We start from the raw sequence: 22824 nt of genomic DNA on the forward strand, positions 1-22824 counted from the left end.
GACCCCAAATCTTTATGCCTATATAGGCACCAATTCTACCGTCCGTCAAGTAGAAAAATTTACCGACCGACAAGTAGATCGAGATGGTCTTGGCAGCCTGCTTTTCGTGCCAACCGTTTGTTGTCCAACCTTATTGTCAACGGAAGGAAATGAGGAGGTCATGATGAGAAGAGCAGTTCGTTTTTTTGGAATGGTCATGTTTGCGGTTTTGTTCGGGGCCTTTGGAGGCAACGCGCTGGCCGGGCCGGTATCCTTCAAGTTCGCCCACTTCATCCCGCCGAACGAACCGGGGGCGGAAGTGGGGTTGTGGATCGAGAAGGAATTGAATGAAACGGCCGGAGACCTGGTAGAGGCCAAATATTTTCACAGCACCCAAATGGGCAGCACGATCGAGATCGTCAACAAGGTGCGGATGGGTACGCTGCAGGCCGGGTTTCTAACCAGCAACTACGCGCCCGATCTTGACCCCAAGTTCGGCATCGGTACGCTTGCCTACTGCATGGAATCCTATGAGAAATGGGATGCATTGCTGAACAATGAGCCGGTCCGGGAGGAGCTTTATACCACCCTCCTCAGCAAAGGCCTGCGCGTGGTGGACACGGCTTATTTCGGCGTCTACGGGCTCGCCACTACCAAGCCCGTCAATTCCTTCGACGACCTGAAGGCGATGAAGATGCGGACCACCGAGGCCCGCTATCCGGTGGCCTTCTGGAAGGCCCTTGGGGTCAACCCCGTTCCGATGGCCTGGGGGGATGTCTTTCCCGCCCTGAAGCAGGGGGTCGTGGATGGGACGGACCAGACGATGAATGTGGCTCGCCTGCGGCTGACCGACGTGACCAAATATTTTACAGAGACCAAACACATGCTGGGACTCTTCTTCCTGGTCGTGAATGAAAAATGGTACCAGAAGCTGGATCCGAAGGTGCGCGAGGTCATCATGGGCAGCATCGACCGGAACTTTGTCAAGGCCCGGGAGGCCAGCATGCGCCTGACCGAAGAGGCCCCGGCGGCACTGAAGGAAAAGGGCGTGCAGGTGATCGTGCTGCCGGACGCCGAGATGGCCAAGTTCAAAGAGGCCCAGATGCAGGTCTGGAAGCAGTTCGAGCCCGAGATTGGCAAAGAGTGGCTGGACAAGATTCAGAACCTGACCGAGGGAATGTAAGAGGTCCCGGAACACCGCGGGCCGCTTTGCCCGGAATAGGGGGCGCGGCCCGCTTCTGCAAGGGTGTCTACCATGAAGAGACTTGGAACGTTTCTTGGCTGGCTCGAAAACGGGTGCATATTCCTCTGCTTTTCGGTCACCCTCACCATCCTGAGCATCAGTATCATGAGCCGCTACGTCTTTCGGCGTCCTCTTTCCTGGCCCGATGAACTTACCACTTACCTGTTTATTCTGATGACGTTCATGGGCGCCTGCGCGGCGGTTAAATGGGATTCGGAGCTCAAGGTCAACGCGCTCTACGAGCGGTTTCCGCAGTGGCGTTTCGGCCTGGATCTCATCCTGAATCTGGTGCGGCTTCTTGCCTGCGTCATCTTCGTCGTGCTCGGAATCAAATTTGTCGTCGTCGCTTGGGAGATGCAGACCTTTTCCCCGATTTTGCGGGTTCCGGTCTACGTGATCTTCAGCATGCTCCCGTTTTTCGGCGTCGTCATGGGTCTTCGGACCGTGGAATGCCTGGTCAACCTTTTCAAAGGGAGATGACGCGTGGAAACGCTGATCATTCTGGCAATTCTGCTGTTTCTGCTTTTTATCCGGATCCCCGTCTATATCAGCCTTTTCCTGACTGGCTTGTTGGGACTGATCATCTTCACCGACCTGGAGCTGATCTTCGTCGCACAGACCATGGTGAAGAAGCTCGACAACTTCTCTTTGCTGGCGATCCCATTTTTCATCCTTCTGGGTGCGGTCATGGTCCATGGCCAATCCGCCAACCGGATGATCCATCTCGCGCGGAAGGCTGTTTCGTTCCTGCCCGGGGGGCTTGCCATCACGGGCGTCATCAGTTCGGGGGTCTTCGGTGCGATTTCGGGGTCGAGCATTTCGACCCTGGTGACCATCGGCAGCGTTCTGTTCCCGCACCTGGACAAATATAAGTATCCCAGGAATTTTTCGATCGGCCTTCTGACGAGTTCTGCCATCCTCGGGGTCATCGTGCCGCCGAGCATCATCATGATCATCTGCGCCCTGACGGCCGGTCAATCGGTGGTGCGGCTCTTCGCGGCCGGCTATCTGCCCTCGCTCCTGATCGTTGCGGGGCTCTGCCTTTACGCCTATGTGGTCTCCGCCTGGAAGGGGCTCGGCCGGACTGCCATGGAGCCGTTCGACGGCAAGGGTCTCATGAAGGCACTCAAGGATGCCTTCTTCCCGTGCCTGGTGATCGTAGTCCTCTTCGCCGGCATCTACACGGGCGCCTTTACGATCACCGAGGCCTCGGTGGTCTCGTGCGTCATGGCGATTTTTATCGAGGCCTTCATCTACCGGACCCTCAGCCCGGGAGCCTTTTACAAGATGCTCGTCAGCAGCGGCATCATCAGCGGTGCGCTGGTGATCACCGTCTCGGGCGCCGGGGTCCTGGCCGAGTACATCACGATCCAGGGCATCCCGCAGCGCATCCTGGATGTTTCACTCCAGTACATCCCGAACGTCTGGGTCTTTCTCATTTTCACCAATTTGCTGCTGCTGCTGGTGGGGACGTTCCTCGACCCGATCGGCGCGATCATGATCCTGGTGCCGATCCTGATGCCCATTTCCGATTCGTTCGGGATCGACCCGATCCACCTCTGTCTGTTGATCAGCGTAGCGCTCGGCATCGGCTATATCACACCACCGCTCGGGCTGCTGCTCTATACGGCCTCCGCCATCACCAAGACGGATTTCGTGTTCGTATCGCGGGCGATCATGCCGACCCTGCTGGTCTATATTATCCTGCTGTTCTTGATATCCTTTTTCCCGGCCCTTTCGACCGCCGTCCCCAACCTGCTGCTGGGGAAGGTCTGAGAAGGGGACCGACCGACCATGGTGTGTTGCAATGAAGAACCCAACCTGTAAAGGAGCCAGGCCGTGAATATCGCTCAAAATCTGGTAAGGATGGCGACTCTTTTCCCAGAGGCGACCGCTATTATCGAGAATGATTGCAATATCAGTTACCTGCGGTTTCACGAAGAATCGAACCGCATCGCCGCCGCCTTGACGGAACTGGGCATCCAGCGCGGCGAACACGTCGCGCTGTGCACCCCCAACACCTATGCCTGGCTCGCTATGTATTACGGGGTGCTGAAGGCGGGTGCGGTGGCGGTGACGATCTCGGCCGCCCTCAAGAAGGAGGAACTGGCTGCCATTTTGGATGACTGCCGGCCGCGCCTCATCTATACAACCGATGACCGGCTGCAGGATCTTGCGGAGGCGCGGGAGAGGGGTTATCTCGAATGGGTGGTTTCTCCGTCGGGGGATTACACCTTCGAGGGGCTCGTAGAAAAGGGTGCCCCGGGATTCCAGTGGGTCAACCGTTCACGGGACGATGCTGCCGCGATCCTCTATACCGGCGGGACCACCGGGATCCCCAAAGGGGTGATCCTGACCCATCAGAACCTCCAGACCTCGGTTCACAATGTAGCGTACAACGAGCGCTCCTCCCGGATCGATCGGGCGCTCTGTTTTCTGCCTCTCAACCACGTCTTCGCACAGGTGCATATCGCCGGGTCCACCATTTACAGCGGCGGGACCCTGATCATGCAGCCGGCCTTCGAGATGGATCGTGCGCTCGATGCGATTAAACGGCTCGGGGTGACCAAGTTTTATGCGGTGCCGACTATCTATGTGCGCCTCCTCGCGCTCAAGGATGTCACGGAGCGCTTCGCCTCGGTCCGCTACTGTTTTTCAGCGGCCGCCAGCATGGCTGCCGAACTCGTGCGGGACTGGAAGGGCCGGACCGGCCTCGATATCCACGAGGCCTATGGAATGACAGAGAGCGCTTCCATGGTGACCTTCAATCACTTCCATCGGCACGTGGTAGGGTCAGTCGGTACGCCGGCCAATCTCGTCGAGGTGGAGATACGCGACCTCGAGGGGAACCCCGTCGGGCCGGGTGTCGAAGGCGAGATCTGCATTCAGGGTCCGAATATCATGCGTGAGTATCTGGCCAAACCGTCCGAGACTGCAGCCGCCTTTTGGGACGACCGGTGGTTCCGGTCGGGGGACATCGGGCTCATCGATGAAAGCGGGTATCTCTACATCGTGGACCGGCTGAAAGACCTCATCATCACGGGCGGTGAAAACGTTTATCCGCGCGAGATCGAGGAGTGGCTCTACATGAGGCCGGAGATCCAGGAATGCGCCGTCATCGGGGTGCCCGACCACGAGTATGGCGAGCGGGTGGTGGCCGTCTTGACGACCCAAGAAGGGCGCACCGTCGACCCCGTCGAGCTGAAGGCCTTCCTGAAGGCGCGGCTGGCCCCCTTCAAGGTGCCCAAGGAATATATCACCGTCGATGCGATACCGAAGAGCAGTGCGGGCAAGATGCTGAAGCGCGAAGTCAAAAAGAGCCTGCTCGATCAGATCAACCTTCAAAAGGCGTGAGGGGGAAGACTTCACGCAATGTCAAGGATCAGGGACTAAACCAGATGACCGATTCATTGTATACCGAAGAACATCAGATATTCCGCGACGCTTTCAGGAAGTTCGTCGCCAAGGAGATCACCCCCAACGTCGAACAGTGGGAGGCCGACCGGGCCGTGCCGAGGGACCTCTGGCTCAAGATGGGGGAGCAGGGCTATCTCTGCCCTTGGCTGCCCGAGGAATACGGCGGCCTGGGGCTGGGCTTCGAGTACTCCGTGATCATCAATGAGGAACTGATCCGGGGAGACGGCTTCGGAGTGGGTGTGCCGCTCCACAGCGACGTGGCGACCCCCTACGTCCATTCGTACGCTACCCCGGAGATGAAGGAGCGGTGGCTGCCCGGCTGTGCGACCGGGGAGGTGATCACCTCCATCGGCCTGACGGAGCCGAACGCGGGCTCGGATCTGGCCGCTATCCGCACCACCGCTCGGCGCGATGGTGACAGCTACGTCCTGAACGGGCAGAAGACCTTCATCACCAATGGGTTTTTCGCGGATCTGGTCGTGGTGGCCGCCAAGACCGATCCCAAGGCCGGGCATCGCGGGGTCAGCCTGATCCTGGTCGACAAGGATGCCCCCGGGTTCCACCGCGGACGGCGGCTCGAGAAGATGGGCTACCACATGCAGGATACGGCCGAACTCTTCTTCGAGGACTGCCGCGTACCGGCCTCGCACCTGCTCGGGGTCGAGGGCGCGGGCTTCAAGTATATGATGGAGAAGCTGCAGAGGGAACGGCTCGAGGTCTGCATCAAGTGCCAGGTCAACGCCGAAGAGGCGCTGAAAGAGGGGCTAAGCTACGCCAAGGTGAGGGAGGCCTTCGGGCGGCCGATCGGCAATTTCCAGTACACGGCCTTCAGACTGGCGGAAATGGCCACTGACGTGGAGTTGGGCCGCGTGTTTCTGGACCATCTCATCCGGCGGCACATCGAGGGAAAAGACATCACTCAGCAGGTCTCCATGGCGAAGTACTGGCTCGGCGAGATGGTCAACCGGGTGGCCTATCAGTCGCTCCAGATCCACGGGGGTTACGGTTATATGGAGGAGTATCGCATCTGCAGGATATCCCGCGATGTTCGCTCGCTTTCGATCTTTGCCGGGACGAGCGAGATTATGAAGTTGATTGTGAGTCGCAATCTCGGGCTTACTCCCCAGTAGTTTCCGGCACGAAAACGGTCTTTTTGCCTCGTCTCTGCGTCAATCTGCGAGGTTGCTTGTGCGGCGACCTGCAGGTCGCCTCCGCACAACCTCTTGATTTTCTTGATACGAGGCAAAAATCCTCGTTTTCGTGCCGGAAACGGGTCTAAGCCGAAAACGGTCTTTTTCTTCACACGCTGTGCGTGCTCAGTCCCGCCCCTTCGGGGCGGGTCCCGGTTTCTTCACACCCTTCGGGTGCTCAGTCCCACCGCTTCGGGGCGGGTCCGGGTCTGCCCCGTCTTTGCGTGGACCGGCCGAGCCGCTGGTGATGCAGGGGCGGCGCGGTCTATTTGCGGGCGAGCAGACAATCGGCGAGGGGCTTGCGGGTGCCGGGCCCCTTCTTTCCGGCGGGATGCCCCAGTGCGATGACTGCCATCAGTTCGCAGGTTTCGGGGACCTCGAGGACGGCCTCGACGATGGAGCGGTTTTTCAGAATCTCCCCCAGCCAGACGGCGCCGAGACCCATTTCGTGGATGGCGAGGAGCATGTTCTGGATGCATGCCCCGACGGCCTGGATGTCCTTCACCCGGTCATAGCTTTGTGCGTTGTCGAGAAAGACGGCGATGCAAACGGGGGCACCAAGGATCACCCGGCTGTATTTGGTCTGCTCGCCCAGGCGGCTTTTCAGCGCCGGGTCACGCACCACCACGAATTTCCATGGCTGATTGTTCAAACCCGACGGTGCCCAGGTTCCGAGGGTCAGGATCCGGTCCACGGTCGGATCCTCAACCGGATCAGAGGTGAAGGTGCGTATACTGCGTCGCTCGACGATGGTCTCGATCATGTCCCCTCCCTAAGAAACGGCTCAAGAATGAATGATGCTTTTCGATCGCGCAATTTCACTTACCGTGAAAGGAATCCGGGTGAACACGGCCTTCATCTCGACATCGGGCACCTTGATTCCTTTGGGGTAGTGATGTGTATCCAGGGCGGGCGCGGACCCTGAGGCCGGTGCGTGTTGTTGTGGATTCTATCAGAGGCTCGGAAGCGGCGCAGAGCCTTTGCCCTTTCTCGTCAAGGTGCGGCTCGCCTGATGTCTGAGGAGCATTCTTTTGCCGGTTACGGAACAAAAAGTCCAGGTTATTTATGAACAGTTCCTAACACCAAAACCTGCAGGGTGTCAAGGCGACCGGGGCGCTAACCCGAAGGTGTCTCCGCCCCGAAGCCCGAAGGTTTGACGAAGCGTATCGCCGGTCCGCCAAAACGCGGAGGTCGGATCCATCCGAGGCTCATCGGTGGCCTGAATCCCGGCGGCAATGCCCACTCGATTGTGCATCGACCCGTTTTGAGCCCCCTTCGTGGATCCCCCATTGCTTTGTCCGTCCCCGTTCCCGGCCGAACCTCCTCCCGAGCAAAAAATCCCCTATCCGCATAAATTCAACCGGATGCATGCCTGCAGCATGAATAACGACCGCCCGATGGCGCGGCCCTCACCCAGAAATACCTCTGGCAGGGCCTGACCCGGCTCCTCGCGGTCTATGACGCAAACGACCGGCTCCAACTCCGCTTCGAATACGCGGACGGCCGTCTCCCCGTCGCTATGACCGGAGAAGACGGCGCCCGCTCTCACCTCTTCTACGATCCGGTTGGCTCGCTCTGCCTGGTGGTGGACGGCCAGGACAATGTGGTCAAAGAGATCCAGTACGATGCCTTCGGCAATATCGTCTTCGACAGCAACCCGGGGCTTGCCATCCCCTTGGGCTTCGCCGGTGGCCTCCACGACCCCGACACGGGTCTGGTGCGCTTCGGATTCCGCGACTACGACCCCACCACCGGCCGCTGGATCGCCAAAGACCCCATCGGCTTTGGCGGGGGAGATACGGATCTTTATGGATATACTGAAAATAATCCGATAAATAATACGGATCCATTTGGTCTTTGGTATATCGACATAAATGTATCGTTTGGTTATTGGGGTGGTGGTACAGGTGGAATCATTATTGGTTTAGAGGGAATTTATCCTTATGCCGGTGGCGGAGTCGTCTCTCCACCTGGGGGCGTTGCCGTGACATGGTCGCCCTCAGATCCCACTCCAGGGTGGAATGTAGGCGTTCAAGGAGGGTATTGGGCTGGATTCCAATATGGTTATAGCTTTGAAGGTGGTGGAGATATATTCTGGGAAGTAGGATTTGTAACCCCAGGATTTTCTGTTACAGGTTATCATGTTTGGGAACCATGGAGATGGCCATGGAAAGACAAAGAAGATGATCCATGTGAATAGTAACTAGTGTCCATCCGGAAATGATTTCGCGGTAGAACCCAGTTTCCAATCCGGAAATGAGGATTTTTGGCCAATATCAAGGAAATCAAGCGTTTGTGCGGAGGCGACCTGTAGGTCGCCGCACAAGCAAACGTGCAGATTGACGCTGAGATTGGCAAAAAAGACCATTTCCGGATGGAAACTAGGTGGTATCATTTCAGTCATTATAGGATTATATTTTGTGACTTCTTATAAAAAACTCGGCCATAAGACTGCGGAATTTTACTATAGACTTTTTCATATCCAATTTAGTGAGAAGGGATATCAAATTGGATTCTTAGTAATTGGTATAATATTTGGCATGATTGTTTTATTATCGGTATTGCACATTATCCGGTTTAGATAGATATAAGCAGACTGGGGCTGCCCCGGGCAGTAAACAAAATCGAGTAGAGGGGGGTTGCGAAGTTCCCTTCAACTCGAGTTTAGGGCGGTGGGTAGGAGCAGACAGCCTCCTATTGTCGGGATAAACTTCGGTCCCGTCGGCTGGAGCTCGAGCATGCAGAGGCAACCTTGTTTTTTAGACAAGTGCATCAAGGGAGAGGATCTGTATGGATGGAATTTCAGGCAATCTGATATCATTGGTAAAAAAATGAGTTGCGCCCGCGTTTAATGCCGCGCTGAACTGGATGGCATCCGGTGTACGGATGTTATGGGTTGCTCTGAGTTGGGCGGCTTGTTCCGCAATGGTGTTTGAAACTTCCAACGTCATCAGTCTTGAATTAAGCAAGATATCCCGGTACTCTGCCGCAAGTTCTTTGTTGTTGCTGCGTAATGGATGTACCAGCACTTCCAGCAAGGTCACGGTTGAAGTGACAACCGTAAAGTCACCCCTGTCCATTGCTTCAAAGAAAAACCGCACCGTTTCAATATAAGCGGGATTTTCTTCAATAAAATAAATCAGCGGCGCAGTATCGAGGCCAACCGTTTTCCCCTGCAGGTCGTTTATCCATTCCACGATGATCTTTCCTCATCAATATAGGCTTTTACATTAAGCCCTTTCCAAATATCCTTGCCTTTTCCCTTGATCTCCAAAATGCTGCGGGGTGCTTGTTTGCTTGCCCCCTTGCGAATCAGCGTCGCCATTTCTTCTAAAAGGCGAAGCTGGTCTGATAGTTTTAGTGTTTTTATCTCGGATATGACTTGATTGTAGTTTGCTTCCGGCATGATCCGTCTCCCAATTTAAGCATGTTCATGTTTTTCAGTTAAAAGGTTGAGCATTTTCTTTTTTGTAAGTATGGCATCAATTACGTTGATAACAGTTTCTTTTTCTTTATCGTCCAATGAATCCAGCAGCCTGATTTTATCGACAAAAGATTGATCCTGAATCCTTATCTCTTCTGCTTCATCATCCGTATCGCTGAGCAGATAGTCAGCGCTTACCTGAAGCGCGTCAGCCAGTTTTTTTAAAACCTCAACAGACGGCTGGTATCTTCCGGTTTCCAACCGGCTGAGGTGTGAGGTATTGATTCCGACCGTCTCGGCCAGTTCTTTTTGGCCTAACCCTTTATTCTTTCTAAGCTTTTTTATTTTATCCTGAATTCTCACAACCGCCCCCAATATTTATTTTGCTCTAATTATATACACTTTCAACAAAAAATCAAAGAAAGTTTACGCAGGCGTATTTTTTGAGTTGACAAGAATGTTGTCCAAAATAATCCGGTAAACTTTATAGACCCCTGTGGTCTCTCGCATGTTGGTTTTATTAAGAAGCTAGTTTCCATCCGGAAATGGTCTTTTTGGCCAATCTCGGCGTCAATCTGCACGTTTGCTTGTGCGGCGACCACCAGGTCGCCTCCGCGCAAGCGCTTGATTTCCTTGATATTGGCCAAAAATCCTCATTTCCGGATTGGAAACTGGGTTCTATAAGAAAATCATTTCCGGATGGACACAAGCTAACAACAATGGTGAATAAAAGTCTTGTTACCGATCACAGGGTCTGGATCAAACGGCGGACTGAGCGATCCAGGAGAGGTCCGGTTCCTGGCCCTGGAAGGTTGCGTGCAGGGCATCGACAAGCACAGGGAAGGTTCTTTTCTTCCGAAGGCGGTAGGTCTGCCGTAGCCCGACCCATTCCGAGGGGGAGATTGACGGCCTTCTTTTCTTCGAGATTGAGCAGCAGTACACGGCAGGCCATTTCTTTGAGATGTCCGTTCGGTTGCCGCCAGTCACAATGCTCACAAAGCACTCGGGAGATTGCGGTTCGACCGCGTTCCCAGTGCCGGGAGATGGTATCGCGGATAAACGAGAGCTCTTCCTCTCTGATCTGACGGCCGCGAATTTGATACAGGCTCTCTGCCAAGGTGCTGTTCCCTCCTGGGAAAGCACCCTGGCAAAATTTAGCAGCCGACGGCAGCGAAAAATGCACCCCCTTTGATCTCAGACGTTTTCTCAGTGTCCATCCGGAAAAGAGCATCCGGCGCGGCAAAGCTTCCAATCCGAAAATCAAGACTGGATTATTTTTGAACAGTTCCTGACGATTTGCCGCCCCCACTGGAGCGGAGGGTTTTGGTCCGAAAGTGGAAACGGATCCAGGTTCGGGCTTCCGCCTCGCTGATCATTCTCCCCGTGAATTCCACCGCCGAAAAATCCGGTCCGGCTACCCAGACAGCCTCCCGCCATACCTCGCACAGCAGCCCCGTTGCAGGCTGTTCCCGGATGCGGCAGAGTTCCCCCTTGTAAAGGGAATACCAGAGGATGATGGGTTCGCGGTCGGTCGGGTCGGTGCTCGGCGGCGTGTTCATGGGGCGGGGAAGGCGGTGCTGAACAAAGAAGTTCGATTCATGGGAACGACAGTTGAAAAAACATCCGCTTTATAGCGGCGGAGACCAGCGGTTCGTGGACCCGTCATAGGACCAGCAGTCTTCTAGGGCCTTGCGCGACGTATATTGAGGGTTCTCGGCCCAGATGAGCATCTGTTCGTGGGCCCGGCTGAGCTGTTTGAACTTCTCTGTGTCGCCCCCGACATCCGGGTGGTACCGCTTGGCCATCTTCTTGTAGGCGTGCCTGATCTTGGCCATGAGGGAATCGGATGAAAGATCTTCGCCCTCCAGATCGAGGATCCTCAGACAAGATCTTTCGTCTTTCGAGAGCCTCGGTTTGGTGTTGCGATCGGGCATGATGTCCTGGGGATCGATATGGTCATCCTGGTTGCGCTCCAGCATATAGAAGGAGGCGTAGCTCCTCGAAGTGCGGTTGTGAACCATGTCGTGCCACTCCTCGCCGGAGCGGAGGATGAGATTCTTGAGATCCTGGGCGGGTTTGTTCCCGGGTGCGCGCCGGCCGACGAAGCGCGAGATGCGCTTCGAGAAGATCGGCAGGGTATCCAGGATGACATGGTGGCTCGTGAAAAAGAAGGCCGCGTAGCGGGTGTTGAGGGCCTTCAGGAGTCCTTTGGACAGGGAGAGCACCCAGTTCATCTGCTGCCGGCACTCCTTCGAGCAGTACCGGCGCCCCCCCTTGACGGGCATGGTACCGCAGGCGAGGCACCGCTTTGCGCGGGCGGGCTCCGGCTGGATGGCGATTTCGAGTCGCTGGGCTGTGTGGGTGGCGGTACGCATTGTCCGAGAAGGGTGATTCATTCCTGATTGAAAGTATTTTCGCTGCTCCCATTACTTTATAGCCCGAAAAGGCGCGGGAAGCAAGCACTTACTAAAGGTCTTCAGGGGTAAAGGTTACGACGTCGTCTACGCAGGTGCGGTCGGCAAAGAGCATCACGAGGCGGTCGATGCCGAGGGCGATCCCCGCGGCTTCCCTGCCGGCAAGCTTTTCGAGATCGCGCAGGAACCGCTCCGGCGCGGGATAGGCGTCCTTACCGGCCCGCTTTCGCGCCGAGTCCTCTTCCCGGAAGCGCCGGCGTTGCTCCCCGGCATCGGTCAGTTCGGAAAACCCATTGGCTAATTCCACCCCGTCGATATAAAGCTCTACACGCTCCGCCCAGCGGGGATCGGAAGGTTTCAGTCGCGCCAGGGAGCCGAGCGCGGCCGGGTAATCGCAGAGAAAAACGGGCCGGACTGTCCCGAGGTTAGGTTCGATGTGGCAGACGAGGGTTTCATCAAAGCGGTCTGTCTCCATCGCCTCGTCCAGCGGCACGGGTGCATGGCGCGCAAAAGCCTCCGCTACGCTTAGTTTTTCCCAAGGCGGGGTGACGTCGATCGACCGCCGGTCGCGCCGGAGAAAGGGTCCGGACCCGAGGGCCTCTGCAATCGCTCCGACAAGGCCTTCGCAGTCCGTCATCAGCTGTCGGTAGTCGGCGTTCAACCGGTACCATTCCAGCATGGTGAACTCGGGCAGGTGGAGCCGGCCGCGCTCGCCCCTCCGGAAACAGCGGCAGATCTGGAAGATGCGGTCGAAGTCTTCGGCCAGCAGCCGTTTCATGCAGAGTTCGGGCGAGGTCTGGAGAAAGCCCCCTTCGGCGGGGATCGCGTCGATGTGGGTTTCAGGGGCCGGGGCGGGGATACGCACAGGGGTTTCCACCTCGAGGAAACCGTCCTCGAGAAAAAAACGCCGCACCGCCTGGATCAGGCGGGCGCGCAGCCTGAGCAGGGCGGGGCGGTTGACGGCTGAGGCAAGGGGGTGCAGGAGGCTATTCTTTGACACGCGTCACGTATTCGCCGGTGCGGGTGTCGATCTGGAGCTTTTCCCCCTCCTGGATAAAGGGCGGGACCCGCAGGACATAGCCGGTTTCCAGGGTGATGGGCTTGGAGTCGCCGGCGGCCGAGTCCCCCTTGACCCACGGGTCGGCCTTGGTGACGGTCAAGTTGACAAAGTTGGGGAGGGTGATGCCGATGGCCTTTTCCCCGAAAAAGAGGATGTCCACTTCCAGGTTGTCGATCAGAAAGTTCTTGGCGTCCCCGAGTTGATCCTCCTTCAGGAAGGCCTGCTCGTAGTTCTGGACGTCCATGAAGCAGTATTCGTTGTCCTGGTTGTACAGGTACTGCATGCGCCGCTCCTCGAGGGCGGCCTGCTGGAAGGTGTCGCCCGAGCGGTAGGTCCGGTCGATGATGATTTCGGTGATCATGTTCTTCAGCTTGCACCGGTAGAGGGCTTGCCCCTTGCCGGGCTTGGAGAACTGAAAATCCGTGACGACGTAGGGTTCTCCGTCGATTTCCACCTTGAGTCCTTTTCGCAAGTCGCTTGCTGTGTACATAGGCTGCAATCCTTAATTCGTTTCCATCCGGAAATGGTCTTTTTGGCCAATCTCGGCGTCAATCTGCACGTTTGCTTGTGCGGCGACCACTAGGTCGCCTCCGCGCAAGCGCTTGATTTCCTTGATATTGGCCAAAAATCCTCATTTCCGGATTGGAAACTGGGTTCTATAGGGAAATCATTTCCGGATGGAAACTAATTCTCATGGGTGATGCCCCCGGAGGGGGGCCCGGTTGCCGATCGTTTTTCCGATGCATTGATTTATATAGAAAAAGGCTTGGGGTCAAGAGAAAATCCTGTCGTCTGTGAACGAAAAGGCTTGAGCCCGGCGGCCGAAAAAGATATAAAAATGCTAAAATAATCAGGTGAATAACGTTCAGAAGGAGGCAGGTTTGATGGAGAATCCCTATTTTGTCCCGGAATCGCGGCCCTGGTTTCGCCCCGAGGCAGGTTGGCCGGAGCAGGTTCCCAAAAATTTCGAGTTCCCCCGTATCTCCCTGTATCAGATGTTGGCCGAATCGGTGGCGAAGCACGCCGACCTGCCGGCGATGTGGTTCCTCGAAAGCTTCCTGAGCTATCGCGAACTCGATCGGCATGTCAACGCCCTCGCGACGAGTCTGGATGGGCTCGGCCTCGGAAAAGGGGATGTTGTGGCCCTGGTTCTGCCGAACTCCTTCCAATACGTTATTTCCTATTACGCCTGTGCGCGGTTAGGGCTGGTGGTGACAGGGGTCAACCCCACCTACAAACCGGCGGAGGTCCTCCATCAGTTCAATGTGACGGGCGTCAAAGGGGTGATCGCCCTCGACGCCCTCTATGAGCCCCTGATCAAGCCCATCGCGGAGGTCTACCCGCTCAAACCCGTGATTGTGACCGGGATCGTCGATTTGGTCCGGATGTCAGGGCTGAAGCGCTGGCTCGGAAAGAAGCTCAAAAAGATCCCGACCGGGGAGGTGCCCGCGTCGGCCCTCCGCTTCAAAGACCTCCTGGCGGTGACGCCCGCCCCGCCGGATGTCTCCGTTTCAGCCGATGACCCTGCCACCTACATCATGACGGGGGGGACCACCGGTGTGCCGAAGGCGGCTGTACTCTCGCATTTCAACTGCGTATCGAACGCGGTGCAGTGCTCCCTCTGGATGTGGATGGGAGGCAAGGGATTCGCGGATGTCGGGGTCCTGCCGCTCTTTCACTCCTTCGCCATGACGACGGTCATGAACACGAGCGTCCGGGTCGGGATGTGGATGATGCTGTTTCCGAAGCCGCCCGAAACCGGTGAACTGATCAAGACGATCTGCAGGCTCGCGCCGGATAAACAGACCATTTACTGCGGCGCCGAGGTGCTTTTCCAGCGGATGGCGGATTACCCCGATATCGGGAAACACCCGATCGCCAAGAAGATGCGGGCCTGCATCTCCGGGGCGGGTCCCCTCCACCGCCCGGTCCAGGAGCGCTTCGAGCAGGCGACCAACGCGGTCATTGTCGAAGGCTACGGGCTCACGGAGAGTTCCCCGGTCATCTCGGCGGGGCCGCTCACCGATTTTCGCACGACGGGCACCATCGGCTTGCCTCTGCCCGGGACCGAGTGGAAGATCATGGATATCGCTACGGGCACCGAGGAACTCCCGGTCGGCGAGCACGGCGAAGTGGTGGCGAGCGGACCCCAGGTTATGCTAGGATACCTGAACCAGGCGAAAGAGACGGCGGACACCATCCGGGAGTGGGACGGCAAGCGCTGGCTCTTCACCGGCGATATCGGCTTCATGGACGAGCACGGGCGGGTCACGATCAGCGACCGCAAGAAACAGCTCATCAAGGTGCGGGGCTACTCGGTCTTTCCCAAAGAGGTCGAGGAACTCGTCGGTCGCCATGAATCGGTGTTGGAAGTGGCTGCATCGGGCCTGCCGGACCCGGAGACGGGCGAACTCATCAAGGTCTGGGTGGTCCTCAAGGACAACTGGAAAGGGAAGATCACCGAACAGCAGTTGCGGGAGTGGTGCAAGGAGAACATCACGCACTACAAGGTCCCGAAGCTGATCGAATTTCGGGACGATCTTCCGAAGACGCTGGTCGGCAAGGTGATGCGCCGGCACCTGATGGAGGACGACCCGGTTTACAAGACGTTTCACGCAAAGACCGGTGCGTGATCCGTACGGCGTGCCCCCGCGGAAGGGCTGTCGAGCCGGCGGCCCTTTTTTCTGCGCGACCAAGAAAGGACGGTTTCGAACCGTGACGTATCAGGAAGCCATCATGGCTTTTTCTCAGAGCGAAAAGATCAAGGGCGGCATCATCTGGGCGTCGACCGCCCTGCAGACCCTGGATGCCCTCCAGGGTCCGGAACGGCGCGGGGCGGAGGGGGTGATCAGGATCCTCGTGAACCTGATCGCCCATGACGTGCAGCTGTCTGCGCGGGTGGCCCCCGACGACGGCTGGCGGGAGGTCCAGTCCTTCATGGAGCAAGCGCTGGTGATGGTCGCCTCCGGGGTGGGCTTCGAGGCGGTCCACCACCTGACGAAGGCCCTCAGCCGGGTGACCACAATCGGGCAGCGGGCTATGACGTACCTGAAAGACGAACATCTGCTCGGCTGATCCTGCCCGCCGGGTGGGCAATCCTGTCGGGGGATTTATCACCGTGCGGCGGCCGGATCCCGGGAGCTTGTCGGACGGGAGCTCCTGGTCGTCGAAGTTGTCAAGGGCACCGCTTTTTTTATCTTGTTTCCATCCGGAAATGATTTCCCGGTACAACCCAGTTTCCAGCTCGGAAATGAGGATTTTATGCCAATATCAAGGAAATCAAGCGTTTGTGCGGAGGCGACCTGTGGGTCGCCGCACAAGCAAACGAGCAGATTGACGCCGAGATTGGCCAAAAGGACCATTTCCGGATGGAAACTCTTTTTAGCAATCCGACATGTTCAATTGTTGGGATGCCGCAGAAGTAGAATCCCGGGAAACGGATGGACCCATCGGCCGAAGGCCGAAAGGCGCGGCCTCGGCCTGAAACGGTCTTGGGGCGTGAAAGACCTTGAACAGAGATCTTCTGGAAAACATTCTGAGAGAGTTCGGGCGCGGTGAGATCACCGTCGAGGCATGCCTCGATCGCCTGAAGTTCCTCCCTTTCGAGGATATGGGATTCGCATGCGTCGACCACCACCGTTCACTGCGGCGCGGCGCGGCCGAGGTGATCTATGGCGAAGGGAAGGATGCGGCTGACATCCAGGCGATCATGGAGCGGATGATCGCCGCCGGGGACAATGTCCTGGTGACTCGCCTTGCCCCCGAAAAGGCTGGGGCCCTCGAACGGGCCTTTCCGGGAAGCATTTACCACCCTCGAGGTCGTGTCTTGACCTTTATCCGTAAAGCCTCTGCTCTGGCCGGACGGGGAACGATCCTGGTCGTGAGCGCCGGGACCTCCGACATCCCCGTAGCCGAGGAGGCGGTCCTCACGGCGCGTTTCCTCGGCAATTCGGTCGAGACGCTTTTCGACGTCGGCGTGGCGGGGTTACACCGGTTGCTGCGGGCGCAGGAGCGGCTGCGGCAGGCCTCGGTCATCATCGTCGTCGCCGGGATGGAAGGGGCGCTGCCGAGCGTGGTGGGCGGGCTTGTGGACCGGCCTGTCATTGCGGTCCCCACGAGTGTCGGATACGGCGCGGGCTTTCAGGGTCTGGCGGCGCTCCTCGGGATGCTCAACTCCTGCGCGGCCGGTGTGACGGTGGTCAATATCGACAACGGCTTCGGCGCGGGGTACGCGGCGAGCTTGATCAACCGGGCCTGAGCGTGTTTTCATCGGAACCTGCGCCCCGGCCCCAAAGCCTTCTTCCCCTGACGGCCTCGCGGATCGCGCGGAGCCTTTTCCTCAGTTCGGGCAGGCGGTCGCGTTCGCGGGTACCCCAGCAGGAGAGCAGGGTGTTGTTGTGAAAGAGGGGCTCGGCGGCCAGGTCATAGGCCGAGGCGGTCCGCGCCGCCTCCCAGAGTGCTGTGTGCGGAATGGGCGAGTATTCCGAGATGAAGGGCATGACGCCTGTCTGTTCGACCAGGGAAAGGGCTGCATGGACGGCTTCGACGGTTTGCCCCGGCAGGCCGGCCAGGAGGTAGGCCCCGATCTCCGACCCTTGGAAACCGGCGTGGAGAAGGTTTTCCACCGCTCTTTCGAAATCCCCCTGCTGCACCTTTTTGTCCAGACGCCGCTCCGAGAAGTCAGCCGATTCGAGACCCAGCCGGATGGTTCGGAACCCCGCCCGGCGCATGAGAAGGGCCGTTTCGCGTGAGATCTCACGGACATGGAGGGCGTTCGGGGTGTGGAAACGGACCGACGGCGCCTCGCGGGCGATCCCTTGGAGGAGGCTCCTGATCGAATCCCTGGGGCCGGCAAGGAGCGCGTCGTCGTAGAAGGCCATGTCCGTGACGCCCATTTCCCTGTTCCACCAGCGGATTTCGGCAAGAACGTTTTCCACGTCTCTTCGTGCACTGCCAGGGTTCAGAAAAGGGCTTGCGCAGTAGCGGCAGGAGTAGGGGCAGCCCCGCGAGGCAAGCAGGCAGACATAGTCGAGGCCGTGGAGGAGATCGAAGGCCGGGTAAGGGTGCGGAGGCTGTTCGCGCGCCTCCGGGGGCGGCGGGAGCCCCAGGCGGGAAAGCAACGCGATGAGTGCCTGCGGGTCATCCTCGTAGACCACGTAATCTGCGCCGCTGGTGGCCGCAGCGTGCCTACGGCAGAGGCGGGCGTAAATCCCCCCGAGGATCACCGGCGTTTCCGGGTGCACCGCACGTGCGGCGGCGACGACGGCCTGTACGCCCGGGTACCAGTAGGTCATGAGGGACGTGACCAGAATGGCGCCCGGTTTGGGGACAGCGGCCAGATCCGCCTGAAAGGCGGCGGGGCTGATGCCGTAACGGCTGTAGGGGCGGGCGGCGAAGGCGAGGGGGTCGGGCTTCGGGATCTCGCGGCGCGGGTATTTTCCCGTGCCGTAAAGGCGCCGTTTGAGGGCGGAGGTTCCCTGGGCCTCGGCCAGGGACGGATGGTGGACATCGAGGCAGTCGATCAAATGGACGGGGTAGCCGCTTTGCCGGAGCATTGCTGCAAGGGTGAGCAGTCCGAGCGGCTTGGCCCAGAGGTCATAGGCGGCGAAGTCGTGGATCCAGGGGTTGATCAGGACCAGGGTAGGGTCCATCAAAGGTGTTTCCTTTCGTTTTGATGCATTCCGCGGCAAAGGCGCGTTGGAGCGCATGTCCGCTTACCGCGCCCGGGCTGGTCGCGGGAGCCTGCAGGCCCCTTCGCCCGTTTGAACAACATCGGTGTTTCCAGGGAGGGTTTTCAGGCGATGCGCGCCGTCGTGCAGAGGGTGAAAGAGTCGCGGGTGGACGTCGAGGGAACCGTCGTCGGGGAGATTGGCCCCGGCCTCCTGGTTCTTCTCGGTGTCGGGGAGGCGGACACGGAGGCGGATGCAGCCTATCTCGCCCGGAAGATCGCCGAGATGCGGATCTTCGCGGACGCCGGGGGGGCTATGAATCGCTCGGTCCAAGACGTACATGGGGAGGTGCTGGTGGTCTCCCAGTTCACCCTCTGGGCCGACTGCCGCAAGGGCCGGCGCCCCTCCTTCGTGCGCGCCGCCAGGCCGGAAAAGGCCCGGGAACTCTACACCCGCTTCGTCGAGGAGATGAAGCGAACGGGCCTCACCGTGGCGACGGGCCGCTTCCAGGAGATGATGGCGGTCCACCTCGTCAACGACGGGCCGGTGACCATCCTCATCGACAGCGAAAAGACGTTCTGAAAAACCGGTCCGCCGTCATCCCTGCCTCTCGGCGCTCTCTCGGGCTTGACAGCCGGGAGTTTTTCTAACGAACCGGCCCGCGACGAACCGTTTTGCGGTTGAAAGGCGGCTGTGCGGCAGCGCCTCTGCATACCCTGCGTCAGTCCATCTGCAGGTCGTGTTCCAGTTCCTTGATCCTTGCCTGGATGGCCTTCCGTGCATCCGGGGCCATTTCCGATTCTTCCAGTTGCAGTTTGAGACCAAGCAGCTCCATGGTTTTACGATGTTGTTGACAGTTGACTTGCATAACCTTCTTGCTGACCTCGTTGAATCGAATCAATCCTTCTGAAACCTCTCAGACCGACGTCCGGGGTTTGCAGTGAACTCCTGGATGCGAGGAACAGCCGGACGTCCGCTGTCCAGCCCGCGGCGCCATAAATACAGGGCGATGCCGGCGGCGAGCGCGGCGTTCAGCGATTCGACGCCGGGGGCCATGGGAATCGACAGGGTCTCGGCCTTGGCAAGGACCTCGGTCAGACCAGGGCCTTCGAGGCCTGGTATCAGACAGAACCGCTCCGGGAAGCGGAACGGGCCGATGTCCCGGCCCGTGGGGGACAGGGCGATCAGCGGCAGCCGGTCGGGGCGGAGCGTCTCGATGGAGGGGCCCTCCAGGAGGGGGGCTCGGAAGAGGGTGCTGCCCGCCGCCCGCACGGCCTTCGGGTGGAAGGGGTGCGAGGCCTCTTGCAGGAGCACGACGCGGTCGACCGCGAAGGCCGCGGCTGTCCGGATGACGGCCCCGACGTTGGCCGGGTCCTGGAACGGGACGAGCAGTGTGCAGCCTGGCTGGGCCTCGGCGGCGGACCACGAATCCATGGACGGCAGGCGCACGATAAGGACCGGGTAGCGCGTGTCGAAGAGGTCGATCTGCCGGAAGAGTTCCCGGGCGAGCACATAAGCCGGCAGCCCTGAGGGCAGCGGCATCTCCGGCCGGTGTTCCCCCTCGCAGTAAAGGATGCCCGCCGCCTGCGCCGGGAAATCGGCGAGGACCTCGGCGATGTTTTTCGCCCCCCAGAAAAGGGCGGTTCCGAGCTTCTTGATCCCTCGGGCTCGGGTCATTTTTTGGAGGTCTTTGAAGAAGGGGTTGGCGGCGCTGCTGATTGCGGCAGCCTCCAAAGGTGGGGCGGCCTCCGCGCCGTGCGGCGCGGCCGCGGCCGTCAGCGGCCTCCGCGCCCGCGGCCTTGCCTCCTCCCGCCGTTTGAAGACGATGAGGCGGCGGCGGTGCGGGGTCTGCGGGATGACGTAAGCGGTGTCCCTCTTCAGTTCGTAGGTTCCCCCCAAACGCCTCAGGGCCTCTGCGAGTTCCTCGTCGCAGTGCGGCCCCTTCATGAAGATCACCTCCCCCCCCTGGGGAAGAAAGGCCTCCACCCTCGCAAGCGTCCTCCCGATGGTTTCCACCGCCCGGGTGATAACACCCTGGACCGGAAGGTCGAAATCGGGTTTAATGGTGGCATGAAGAATGGTGACACCGCTGAGCCCCAGGAGATCACAGACCTCCTGGAGGAAATCGACCCGTTTGCGCCGGCCCTCGGCCAGGATCAGCTCGATCTCCGGCCGCCGGATCTTGATGGGGATGCCCGGGAACCCCGCGCCCGAGCCGATGTCGAGGAGCGGGGAGGGCAGCTCGACGAACTCGGTTACCAGGGCGCAGTCCACATAGTGCTTGAGAACCATGTTGTCGAAATGGGTGATCCGCGTCAGGTCGAGTTCTGCGTTCCTTTCGCGGAGGTGCGTATGAAACTGCCAGAACCGGCGGGCTTCCTGCTCCGAAAGGGCGATGCCGCTGCGCTCGAAGAGCGCGATCATGGCCTTGAAGCCGGGGCGCATGGGGTCTCCTGTCATTTGGTTGCGTTTTATGCCGGTTGCGCCGGTCTGAAAACGGGCGGTTCGAGATGATCGGGAGCCGGGAAGCCGTACGGGTCCTCTATGAGGACAATCACCTGCTCGGGCTTTACAAGCCGGCCGGGATGCTGGTGCAGGGCGACCGGACCGGGGACTACTCCCTTCTCGAATGGGCCAAGGATTATATCCGGGCGCGGTACGCAAAGCCCGGCGAGGTTTTTGTGGGGCTGGTGCACCGGCTGGACCGCCCGGTTGCGGGGGTGGTCCTCCTGGCCCGCACCTCCAAGGCGGCGCGGCGGCTTTCGGAGCAGTTCCGCGAGCGCAGCTGCCGCAAGCTTTATTGGGCGGTCGCCGTGGGCACGCCCCGGCCCGCTGAGGGCGCCCTCACGTCCCATATGGTCTGGAACGGAAAAAGGGCGCTCATCGTACCAGCAGAGCACCCTGGTGCAAAAGAGGCCGGGCTGCGCTATAGGACCCTGGAGCGCCGGGACGGTCTGAGCCTGCTCGAGGTCGAGCTGCTGAGCGGGCGCCACCACCAGATCCGGCTGCAGCTCTCGTCCATCGGCTGTCCCATTCTGGGGGACCGGCTTTACGGCGGCAGAGCAAAGGAAAAAACCGGCCCCATCGCCCTCCTGGCCTACAGCCTGACCGTGCGGCACCCGACCCGCGGCGAAGCGGTCACCCTCGTTTCCCCGTTCCCGGGCGACTGGCCCTGGCCTCGCGGCAAGGGCGCCGAGGCCAGGAGAGGGGTGGATTCCTCACGCCTGTGACTTGCCTTCGCGTGCGAGGCGGGCCTCGCGGGCCCGCATCTTGAGCCGTTTTTCCCTGCGGCGCCGCCGCCGTTCGATCTCTCGTTTTCTTTCGATCTTCTTGTGTTTGGCCATCGGGTTTGATTCCTCCCTGATTGTCATGGGTGCGTCCACCCATTGAAAGAAGTTTGATCCTTCTTTCTAGCGGAGAAATTTCCCGGGGTCAACGGTAAACTGCCGGTGCGGCCATTTCAGAGGAGACCTGCCTCGGTCATGATCTCCGGGACAACCTCCTCTTTGCCGATGGCCATGATGTGTACGCCGTCACAGATCTCTTCTTCCTCGATCTGGCGGATCATCCGTCCCGCGACCTCGATCCCCTTGCGGAGGGCTCCGCCCTTCGGGGCCGTGGCCATTTCATCGATCAGGGCCTGAGGCACCACCACCCCCGCCACGTTCTTGTTCATGAAGCGGGCCATGGGGGCGGAGGTGAGCAGGATGATGCCCGCCAGAATCTTGACAGGAAAGCGCCGCGCATAGTCCATGAACCGTTTGAAGTTGTCGAGGTCGTAGACCGCCTGGGTCTGGATGAATTCGGCGCCGGCCTCGATCTTTTTTTCGAACTTGATCATCTGCGGCTCGATCGGGTTGGCCTCCGGGGTGACGATGGCCCCCGCGCACATTTCGATGCCTCCGTCGAGTTCGTTGCCGGCCATGTCCTTGCCGCGCTCCATGGTGCGGATGGCGGCGAGGAGTTGAGAGGAGTCGAGGTCGAACACTCCCTTGGCCTCCTTGTGGTCCCCCAGCATGACCGAGTCCCCGGTCAGGCAGAGCACGTTGCGGATCCCGCGGCTGTAAGCGAAGAGGAGGTCGGCCTGGAGGGCGAGGCGGTTCCGGTCCCGGCAGGTCATCTGGAGGATCGGTTCGCCGCCCTGTTCCTTGACGAGGAGCGCCCCCCCGAGGGACGGGTAGCGCATGACCGAACTCTGATGGTCGGTCACGTTCAGGCCATCCACCTTGTCCTTCAGTATCTCCACATGATGCTGCATCTTCTCGAGACGGGTGCCCTTGGAGGGGGCCGCTTCGGCCGTCACCACGAACTTGCCGGAATCCAGGGCCTTTTTGAATGCAGAGGTCATGAGATCATCCTTTCCAGTTCCAGACAGAGTGATATGGGGAATCCATCCATTCGGCCGCCCAAGCACCCGTCACCGGGTGA

27 protein-coding genes are annotated in these 22824 nt (G+C 59.2%); 12 read left to right on the forward strand and 15 right to left on the reverse strand.

Annotated elements, in window-relative coordinates:
* Positions 1-163: 163 nt before the first annotated feature.
* The 5 genes from ACZ500_RS00490 to ACZ500_RS00510 all read left to right on the forward strand — a co-directional run bounded on the left by ACZ500_RS00490 (position 164) and on the right by ACZ500_RS00510 (position 5769).
* Entirely contained in the window at positions 164-1162 is a 999-nt protein-coding gene (locus ACZ500_RS00490; protein WP_464230577.1) for a TRAP transporter substrate-binding protein, read from the forward strand.
* Between the two features lie 72 nt (positions 1163-1234).
* A complete protein-coding gene (locus ACZ500_RS00495; protein WP_464230578.1) occupies positions 1235-1702 on the forward strand; it encodes a TRAP transporter small permease in 468 nt (155 codons plus the stop codon).
* Between the two features lie 3 nt (positions 1703-1705).
* Positions 1706-2998: a TRAP transporter large permease gene (locus ACZ500_RS00500; protein ID WP_464230579.1), complete on the forward strand. Its 1293-nt coding sequence runs from the start codon at positions 1706-1708 to the stop codon at positions 2996-2998.
* 63 nt (positions 2999-3061) lie between these two features.
* The gene (locus ACZ500_RS00505) at positions 3062-4576 is read left to right on the forward strand and encodes a class I adenylate-forming enzyme family protein (RefSeq protein WP_464230580.1); all 1515 of its coding nucleotides are present in this window, start codon (positions 3062-3064) and stop codon (positions 4574-4576) included.
* 44 nt (positions 4577-4620) lie between these two features.
* Positions 4621-5769, forward strand: a complete 1149-nt coding sequence (locus tag ACZ500_RS00510) for an acyl-CoA dehydrogenase family protein (protein WP_464230581.1) — start codon at positions 4621-4623, stop codon at positions 5767-5769.
* Between the two features lie 325 nt (positions 5770-6094).
* On the opposite strand, the gene ACZ500_RS00515 is transcribed toward ACZ500_RS00510, so the two are convergent.
* A complete protein-coding gene (locus tag ACZ500_RS00515; protein ID WP_464230582.1) occupies positions 6095-6592 on the reverse strand; it encodes a nitroreductase family protein in 498 nt (165 codons plus the stop codon).
* A gap of 672 nt (positions 6593-7264) precedes the next feature.
* Between ACZ500_RS00515 and ACZ500_RS00520 the strand changes: the two genes are divergently transcribed.
* Positions 7265-8029, forward strand: coding sequence for an RHS repeat-associated core domain-containing protein (locus ACZ500_RS00520; RefSeq protein WP_464233133.1), 765 nt, complete (start codon positions 7265-7267; stop codon positions 8027-8029).
* 3 nt (positions 8030-8032) lie between these two features.
* Here ACZ500_RS00520 and ACZ500_RS00525 read toward each other — a convergent pair whose 3' ends face one another.
* From ACZ500_RS00525 to ACZ500_RS00540, 4 genes are all read right to left on the reverse strand, one after another.
* Complete coding sequence (locus tag ACZ500_RS00525; RefSeq protein ID WP_464230583.1) at positions 8033-8197, reverse strand: hypothetical protein; 165 nt, start codon at positions 8195-8197, stop codon at positions 8033-8035.
* 391 nt (positions 8198-8588) lie between these two features.
* On the reverse strand, positions 8589-9026 hold the full coding sequence (locus tag ACZ500_RS00530; RefSeq protein ID WP_464230584.1) for a type II toxin-antitoxin system VapC family toxin: 438 nt from the start codon (positions 9024-9026) through the stop codon (positions 8589-8591).
* The gene (locus tag ACZ500_RS00535) at positions 9014-9235 is read right to left on the reverse strand and encodes a hypothetical protein (RefSeq protein WP_464230585.1); all 222 of its coding nucleotides are present in this window, start codon (positions 9233-9235) and stop codon (positions 9014-9016) included. The genes ACZ500_RS00530 and ACZ500_RS00535 overlap by 13 nt, the downstream gene beginning before the upstream one ends.
* Before the next feature lie 15 nt (positions 9236-9250).
* Positions 9251-9616 (reverse strand): helix-turn-helix domain-containing protein, encoded by a 366-nt coding sequence (locus ACZ500_RS00540; RefSeq protein ID WP_464230586.1) that lies wholly within the window; start codon positions 9614-9616, stop codon positions 9251-9253.
* A 182-nt stretch (positions 9617-9798) separates the two neighbouring features.
* Between ACZ500_RS00540 and ACZ500_RS00545 the strand changes: the two genes are divergently transcribed.
* Positions 9799-10338, forward strand: a complete 540-nt coding sequence (locus tag ACZ500_RS00545) for a hypothetical protein (protein WP_464230587.1) — start codon at positions 9799-9801, stop codon at positions 10336-10338.
* A gap of 186 nt (positions 10339-10524) precedes the next feature.
* Here ACZ500_RS00545 and ACZ500_RS00550 read toward each other — a convergent pair whose 3' ends face one another.
* The 5 genes from ACZ500_RS00550 to ACZ500_RS00570 form a co-directional block, all read right to left on the reverse strand.
* Positions 10525-10812, reverse strand: coding sequence for a hypothetical protein (locus ACZ500_RS00550; protein WP_464230588.1), 288 nt, complete (start codon positions 10810-10812; stop codon positions 10525-10527).
* A 69-nt stretch (positions 10813-10881) separates the two neighbouring features.
* Positions 10882-11628 (reverse strand): DnaJ domain-containing protein, encoded by a 747-nt coding sequence (locus tag ACZ500_RS00555; protein ID WP_464230589.1) that lies wholly within the window; start codon positions 11626-11628, stop codon positions 10882-10884.
* A 91-nt stretch (positions 11629-11719) separates the two neighbouring features.
* Complete coding sequence (gene epmA / locus ACZ500_RS00560) at positions 11720-12667, reverse strand: EF-P lysine aminoacylase EpmA (protein ID WP_464230590.1); 948 nt, start codon at positions 12665-12667, stop codon at positions 11720-11722.
* Positions 12654-13217 (reverse strand): elongation factor P, encoded by a 564-nt coding sequence (gene efp / locus ACZ500_RS00565; protein WP_464230591.1) that lies wholly within the window; start codon positions 13215-13217, stop codon positions 12654-12656. The genes epmA and efp overlap by 14 nt, the downstream gene beginning before the upstream one ends.
* Before the next feature lie 12 nt (positions 13218-13229).
* Entirely contained in the window at positions 13230-13352 is a 123-nt protein-coding gene (locus tag ACZ500_RS00570; RefSeq protein ID WP_464230592.1) for a hypothetical protein, read from the reverse strand.
* A 259-nt stretch (positions 13353-13611) separates the two neighbouring features.
* Between ACZ500_RS00570 and ACZ500_RS00575 the strand changes: the two genes are divergently transcribed.
* Together ACZ500_RS00575 and ACZ500_RS00580 are read left to right on the forward strand one after the other, a co-directional pair.
* Positions 13612-15360 carry an AMP-binding protein gene (locus ACZ500_RS00575; protein ID WP_464230593.1) on the forward strand — a complete coding sequence of 583 codons (1749 nt, stop codon included), beginning with the start codon at positions 13612-13614 and terminating at the stop codon, positions 15358-15360.
* Between the two features lie 103 nt (positions 15361-15463).
* Complete coding sequence (locus ACZ500_RS00580; RefSeq protein WP_464230594.1) at positions 15464-15802, forward strand: hypothetical protein; 339 nt, start codon at positions 15464-15466, stop codon at positions 15800-15802.
* Between the two features lie 38 nt (positions 15803-15840).
* Here ACZ500_RS00580 and ACZ500_RS00585 read toward each other — a convergent pair whose 3' ends face one another.
* Positions 15841-16089 carry a hypothetical protein gene (locus ACZ500_RS00585; RefSeq protein ID WP_464230596.1) on the reverse strand — a complete coding sequence of 83 codons (249 nt, stop codon included), beginning with the start codon at positions 16087-16089 and terminating at the stop codon, positions 15841-15843.
* Between the two features lie 146 nt (positions 16090-16235).
* Here ACZ500_RS00585 and larB point away from each other — a divergent pair, with 146 nt between their 5' ends.
* Positions 16236-16985, forward strand: a complete 750-nt coding sequence (gene larB, locus ACZ500_RS00590) for a nickel pincer cofactor biosynthesis protein LarB (protein ID WP_464230597.1) — start codon at positions 16236-16238, stop codon at positions 16983-16985.
* On the opposite strand, the gene ACZ500_RS00595 is transcribed toward larB, so the two are convergent.
* On the reverse strand, positions 16972-18378 hold the full coding sequence (locus ACZ500_RS00595) for a B12-binding domain-containing radical SAM protein (protein WP_464230598.1): 1407 nt from the start codon (positions 18376-18378) through the stop codon (positions 16972-16974). The two genes, larB and ACZ500_RS00595, sit on opposite strands and share 14 nt — an antisense overlap.
* Positions 18379-18528: 150 nt before the next feature.
* Here ACZ500_RS00595 and dtd point away from each other — a divergent pair, with 150 nt between their 5' ends.
* On the forward strand, positions 18529-18978 hold the full coding sequence (gene dtd / locus ACZ500_RS00600) for a D-aminoacyl-tRNA deacylase (RefSeq protein WP_464230599.1): 450 nt from the start codon (positions 18529-18531) through the stop codon (positions 18976-18978).
* 315 nt (positions 18979-19293) lie between these two features.
* Here dtd and rsmG read toward each other — a convergent pair whose 3' ends face one another.
* Positions 19294-20841 carry a 16S rRNA (guanine(527)-N(7))-methyltransferase RsmG gene (gene rsmG, locus ACZ500_RS00605; RefSeq protein WP_464230600.1) on the reverse strand — a complete coding sequence of 516 codons (1548 nt, stop codon included), beginning with the start codon at positions 20839-20841 and terminating at the stop codon, positions 19294-19296.
* 35 nt (positions 20842-20876) lie between these two features.
* Here rsmG and ACZ500_RS00610 point away from each other — a divergent pair, with 35 nt between their 5' ends.
* Positions 20877-21626, forward strand: a complete 750-nt coding sequence (locus ACZ500_RS00610; protein WP_464230601.1) for an RluA family pseudouridine synthase — start codon at positions 20877-20879, stop codon at positions 21624-21626.
* Here the strand turns inward: ACZ500_RS00610 and ACZ500_RS00615 are convergent.
* Positions 21615-21740: a hypothetical protein gene (locus tag ACZ500_RS00615; RefSeq protein ID WP_464230602.1), complete on the reverse strand. Its 126-nt coding sequence runs from the start codon at positions 21738-21740 to the stop codon at positions 21615-21617. The genes ACZ500_RS00610 and ACZ500_RS00615 overlap by 12 nt on opposite strands.
* Positions 21741-21856: 116 nt before the next feature.
* Positions 21857-22744 carry a methylenetetrahydrofolate reductase gene (locus ACZ500_RS00620; RefSeq protein WP_464230603.1) on the reverse strand — a complete coding sequence of 296 codons (888 nt, stop codon included), beginning with the start codon at positions 22742-22744 and terminating at the stop codon, positions 21857-21859.
* Positions 22745-22824 lie beyond the last annotated feature (80 nt).

The organism is Desulfatiglans parachlorophenolica (genome assembly GCF_055394735.1).

Bases quoted from the DNA above. Each gene is read 5' to 3' on its own strand.
- ACZ500_RS00490 (WP_464230577.1), top strand. From the start codon at position 164: ATGAGAAGAGCAGTTCGTTTTTTTGGAATGGTCATGTTTGCGGTTTTG.
- ACZ500_RS00495 (WP_464230578.1), top strand. From the start codon at position 1,235: ATGAAGAGACTTGGAACGTTTCTTGGCTGGCTCGAAAACGGGTGCATA.
- ACZ500_RS00510 (WP_464230581.1), top strand. From the start codon at position 4,621: ATGACCGATTCATTGTATACCGAAGAACATCAGATATTCCGCGACGCT.
- ACZ500_RS00515 (WP_464230582.1), bottom strand. From the start codon at position 6,592: ATGATCGAGACCATCGTCGAGCGACGCAGTATACGCACCTTCACCTCT.
- ACZ500_RS00525 (WP_464230583.1), bottom strand. From the start codon at position 8,197: ATGGTCTTTTTTGCCAATCTCAGCGTCAATCTGCACGTTTGCTTGTGC.
- ACZ500_RS00535 (WP_464230585.1), bottom strand. From the start codon at position 9,235: ATGCCGGAAGCAAACTACAATCAAGTCATATCCGAGATAAAAACACTA.
- ACZ500_RS00545 (WP_464230587.1), top strand. From the start codon at position 9,799: ATGGTCTTTTTGGCCAATCTCGGCGTCAATCTGCACGTTTGCTTGTGC.
- ACZ500_RS00550 (WP_464230588.1), bottom strand. From the start codon at position 10,812: ATGAACACGCCGCCGAGCACCGACCCGACCGACCGCGAACCCATCATC.
- ACZ500_RS00555 (WP_464230589.1), bottom strand. From the start codon at position 11,628: ATGCGTACCGCCACCCACACAGCCCAGCGACTCGAAATCGCCATCCAG.
- efp (WP_464230591.1), bottom strand. From the start codon at position 13,217: ATGTACACAGCAAGCGACTTGCGAAAAGGACTCAAGGTGGAAATCGAC.
- ACZ500_RS00575 (WP_464230593.1), top strand. From the start codon at position 13,612: ATGGAGAATCCCTATTTTGTCCCGGAATCGCGGCCCTGGTTTCGCCCC.
- ACZ500_RS00580 (WP_464230594.1), top strand. From the start codon at position 15,464: ATGGCTTTTTCTCAGAGCGAAAAGATCAAGGGCGGCATCATCTGGGCG.
- ACZ500_RS00585 (WP_464230596.1), bottom strand. From the start codon at position 16,089: ATGGTCCTTTTGGCCAATCTCGGCGTCAATCTGCTCGTTTGCTTGTGC.
- ACZ500_RS00595 (WP_464230598.1), bottom strand. From the start codon at position 18,378: ATGGACCCTACCCTGGTCCTGATCAACCCCTGGATCCACGACTTCGCC.
- dtd (WP_464230599.1), top strand. From the start codon at position 18,529: ATGCGCGCCGTCGTGCAGAGGGTGAAAGAGTCGCGGGTGGACGTCGAG.
- rsmG (WP_464230600.1), bottom strand. From the start codon at position 20,841: ATGCGCCCCGGCTTCAAGGCCATGATCGCGCTCTTCGAGCGCAGCGGC.
- ACZ500_RS00615 (WP_464230602.1), bottom strand. From the start codon at position 21,740: ATGGCCAAACACAAGAAGATCGAAAGAAAACGAGAGATCGAACGGCGG.
- ACZ500_RS00620 (WP_464230603.1), bottom strand. From the start codon at position 22,744: ATGACCTCTGCATTCAAAAAGGCCCTGGATTCCGGCAAGTTCGTGGTG.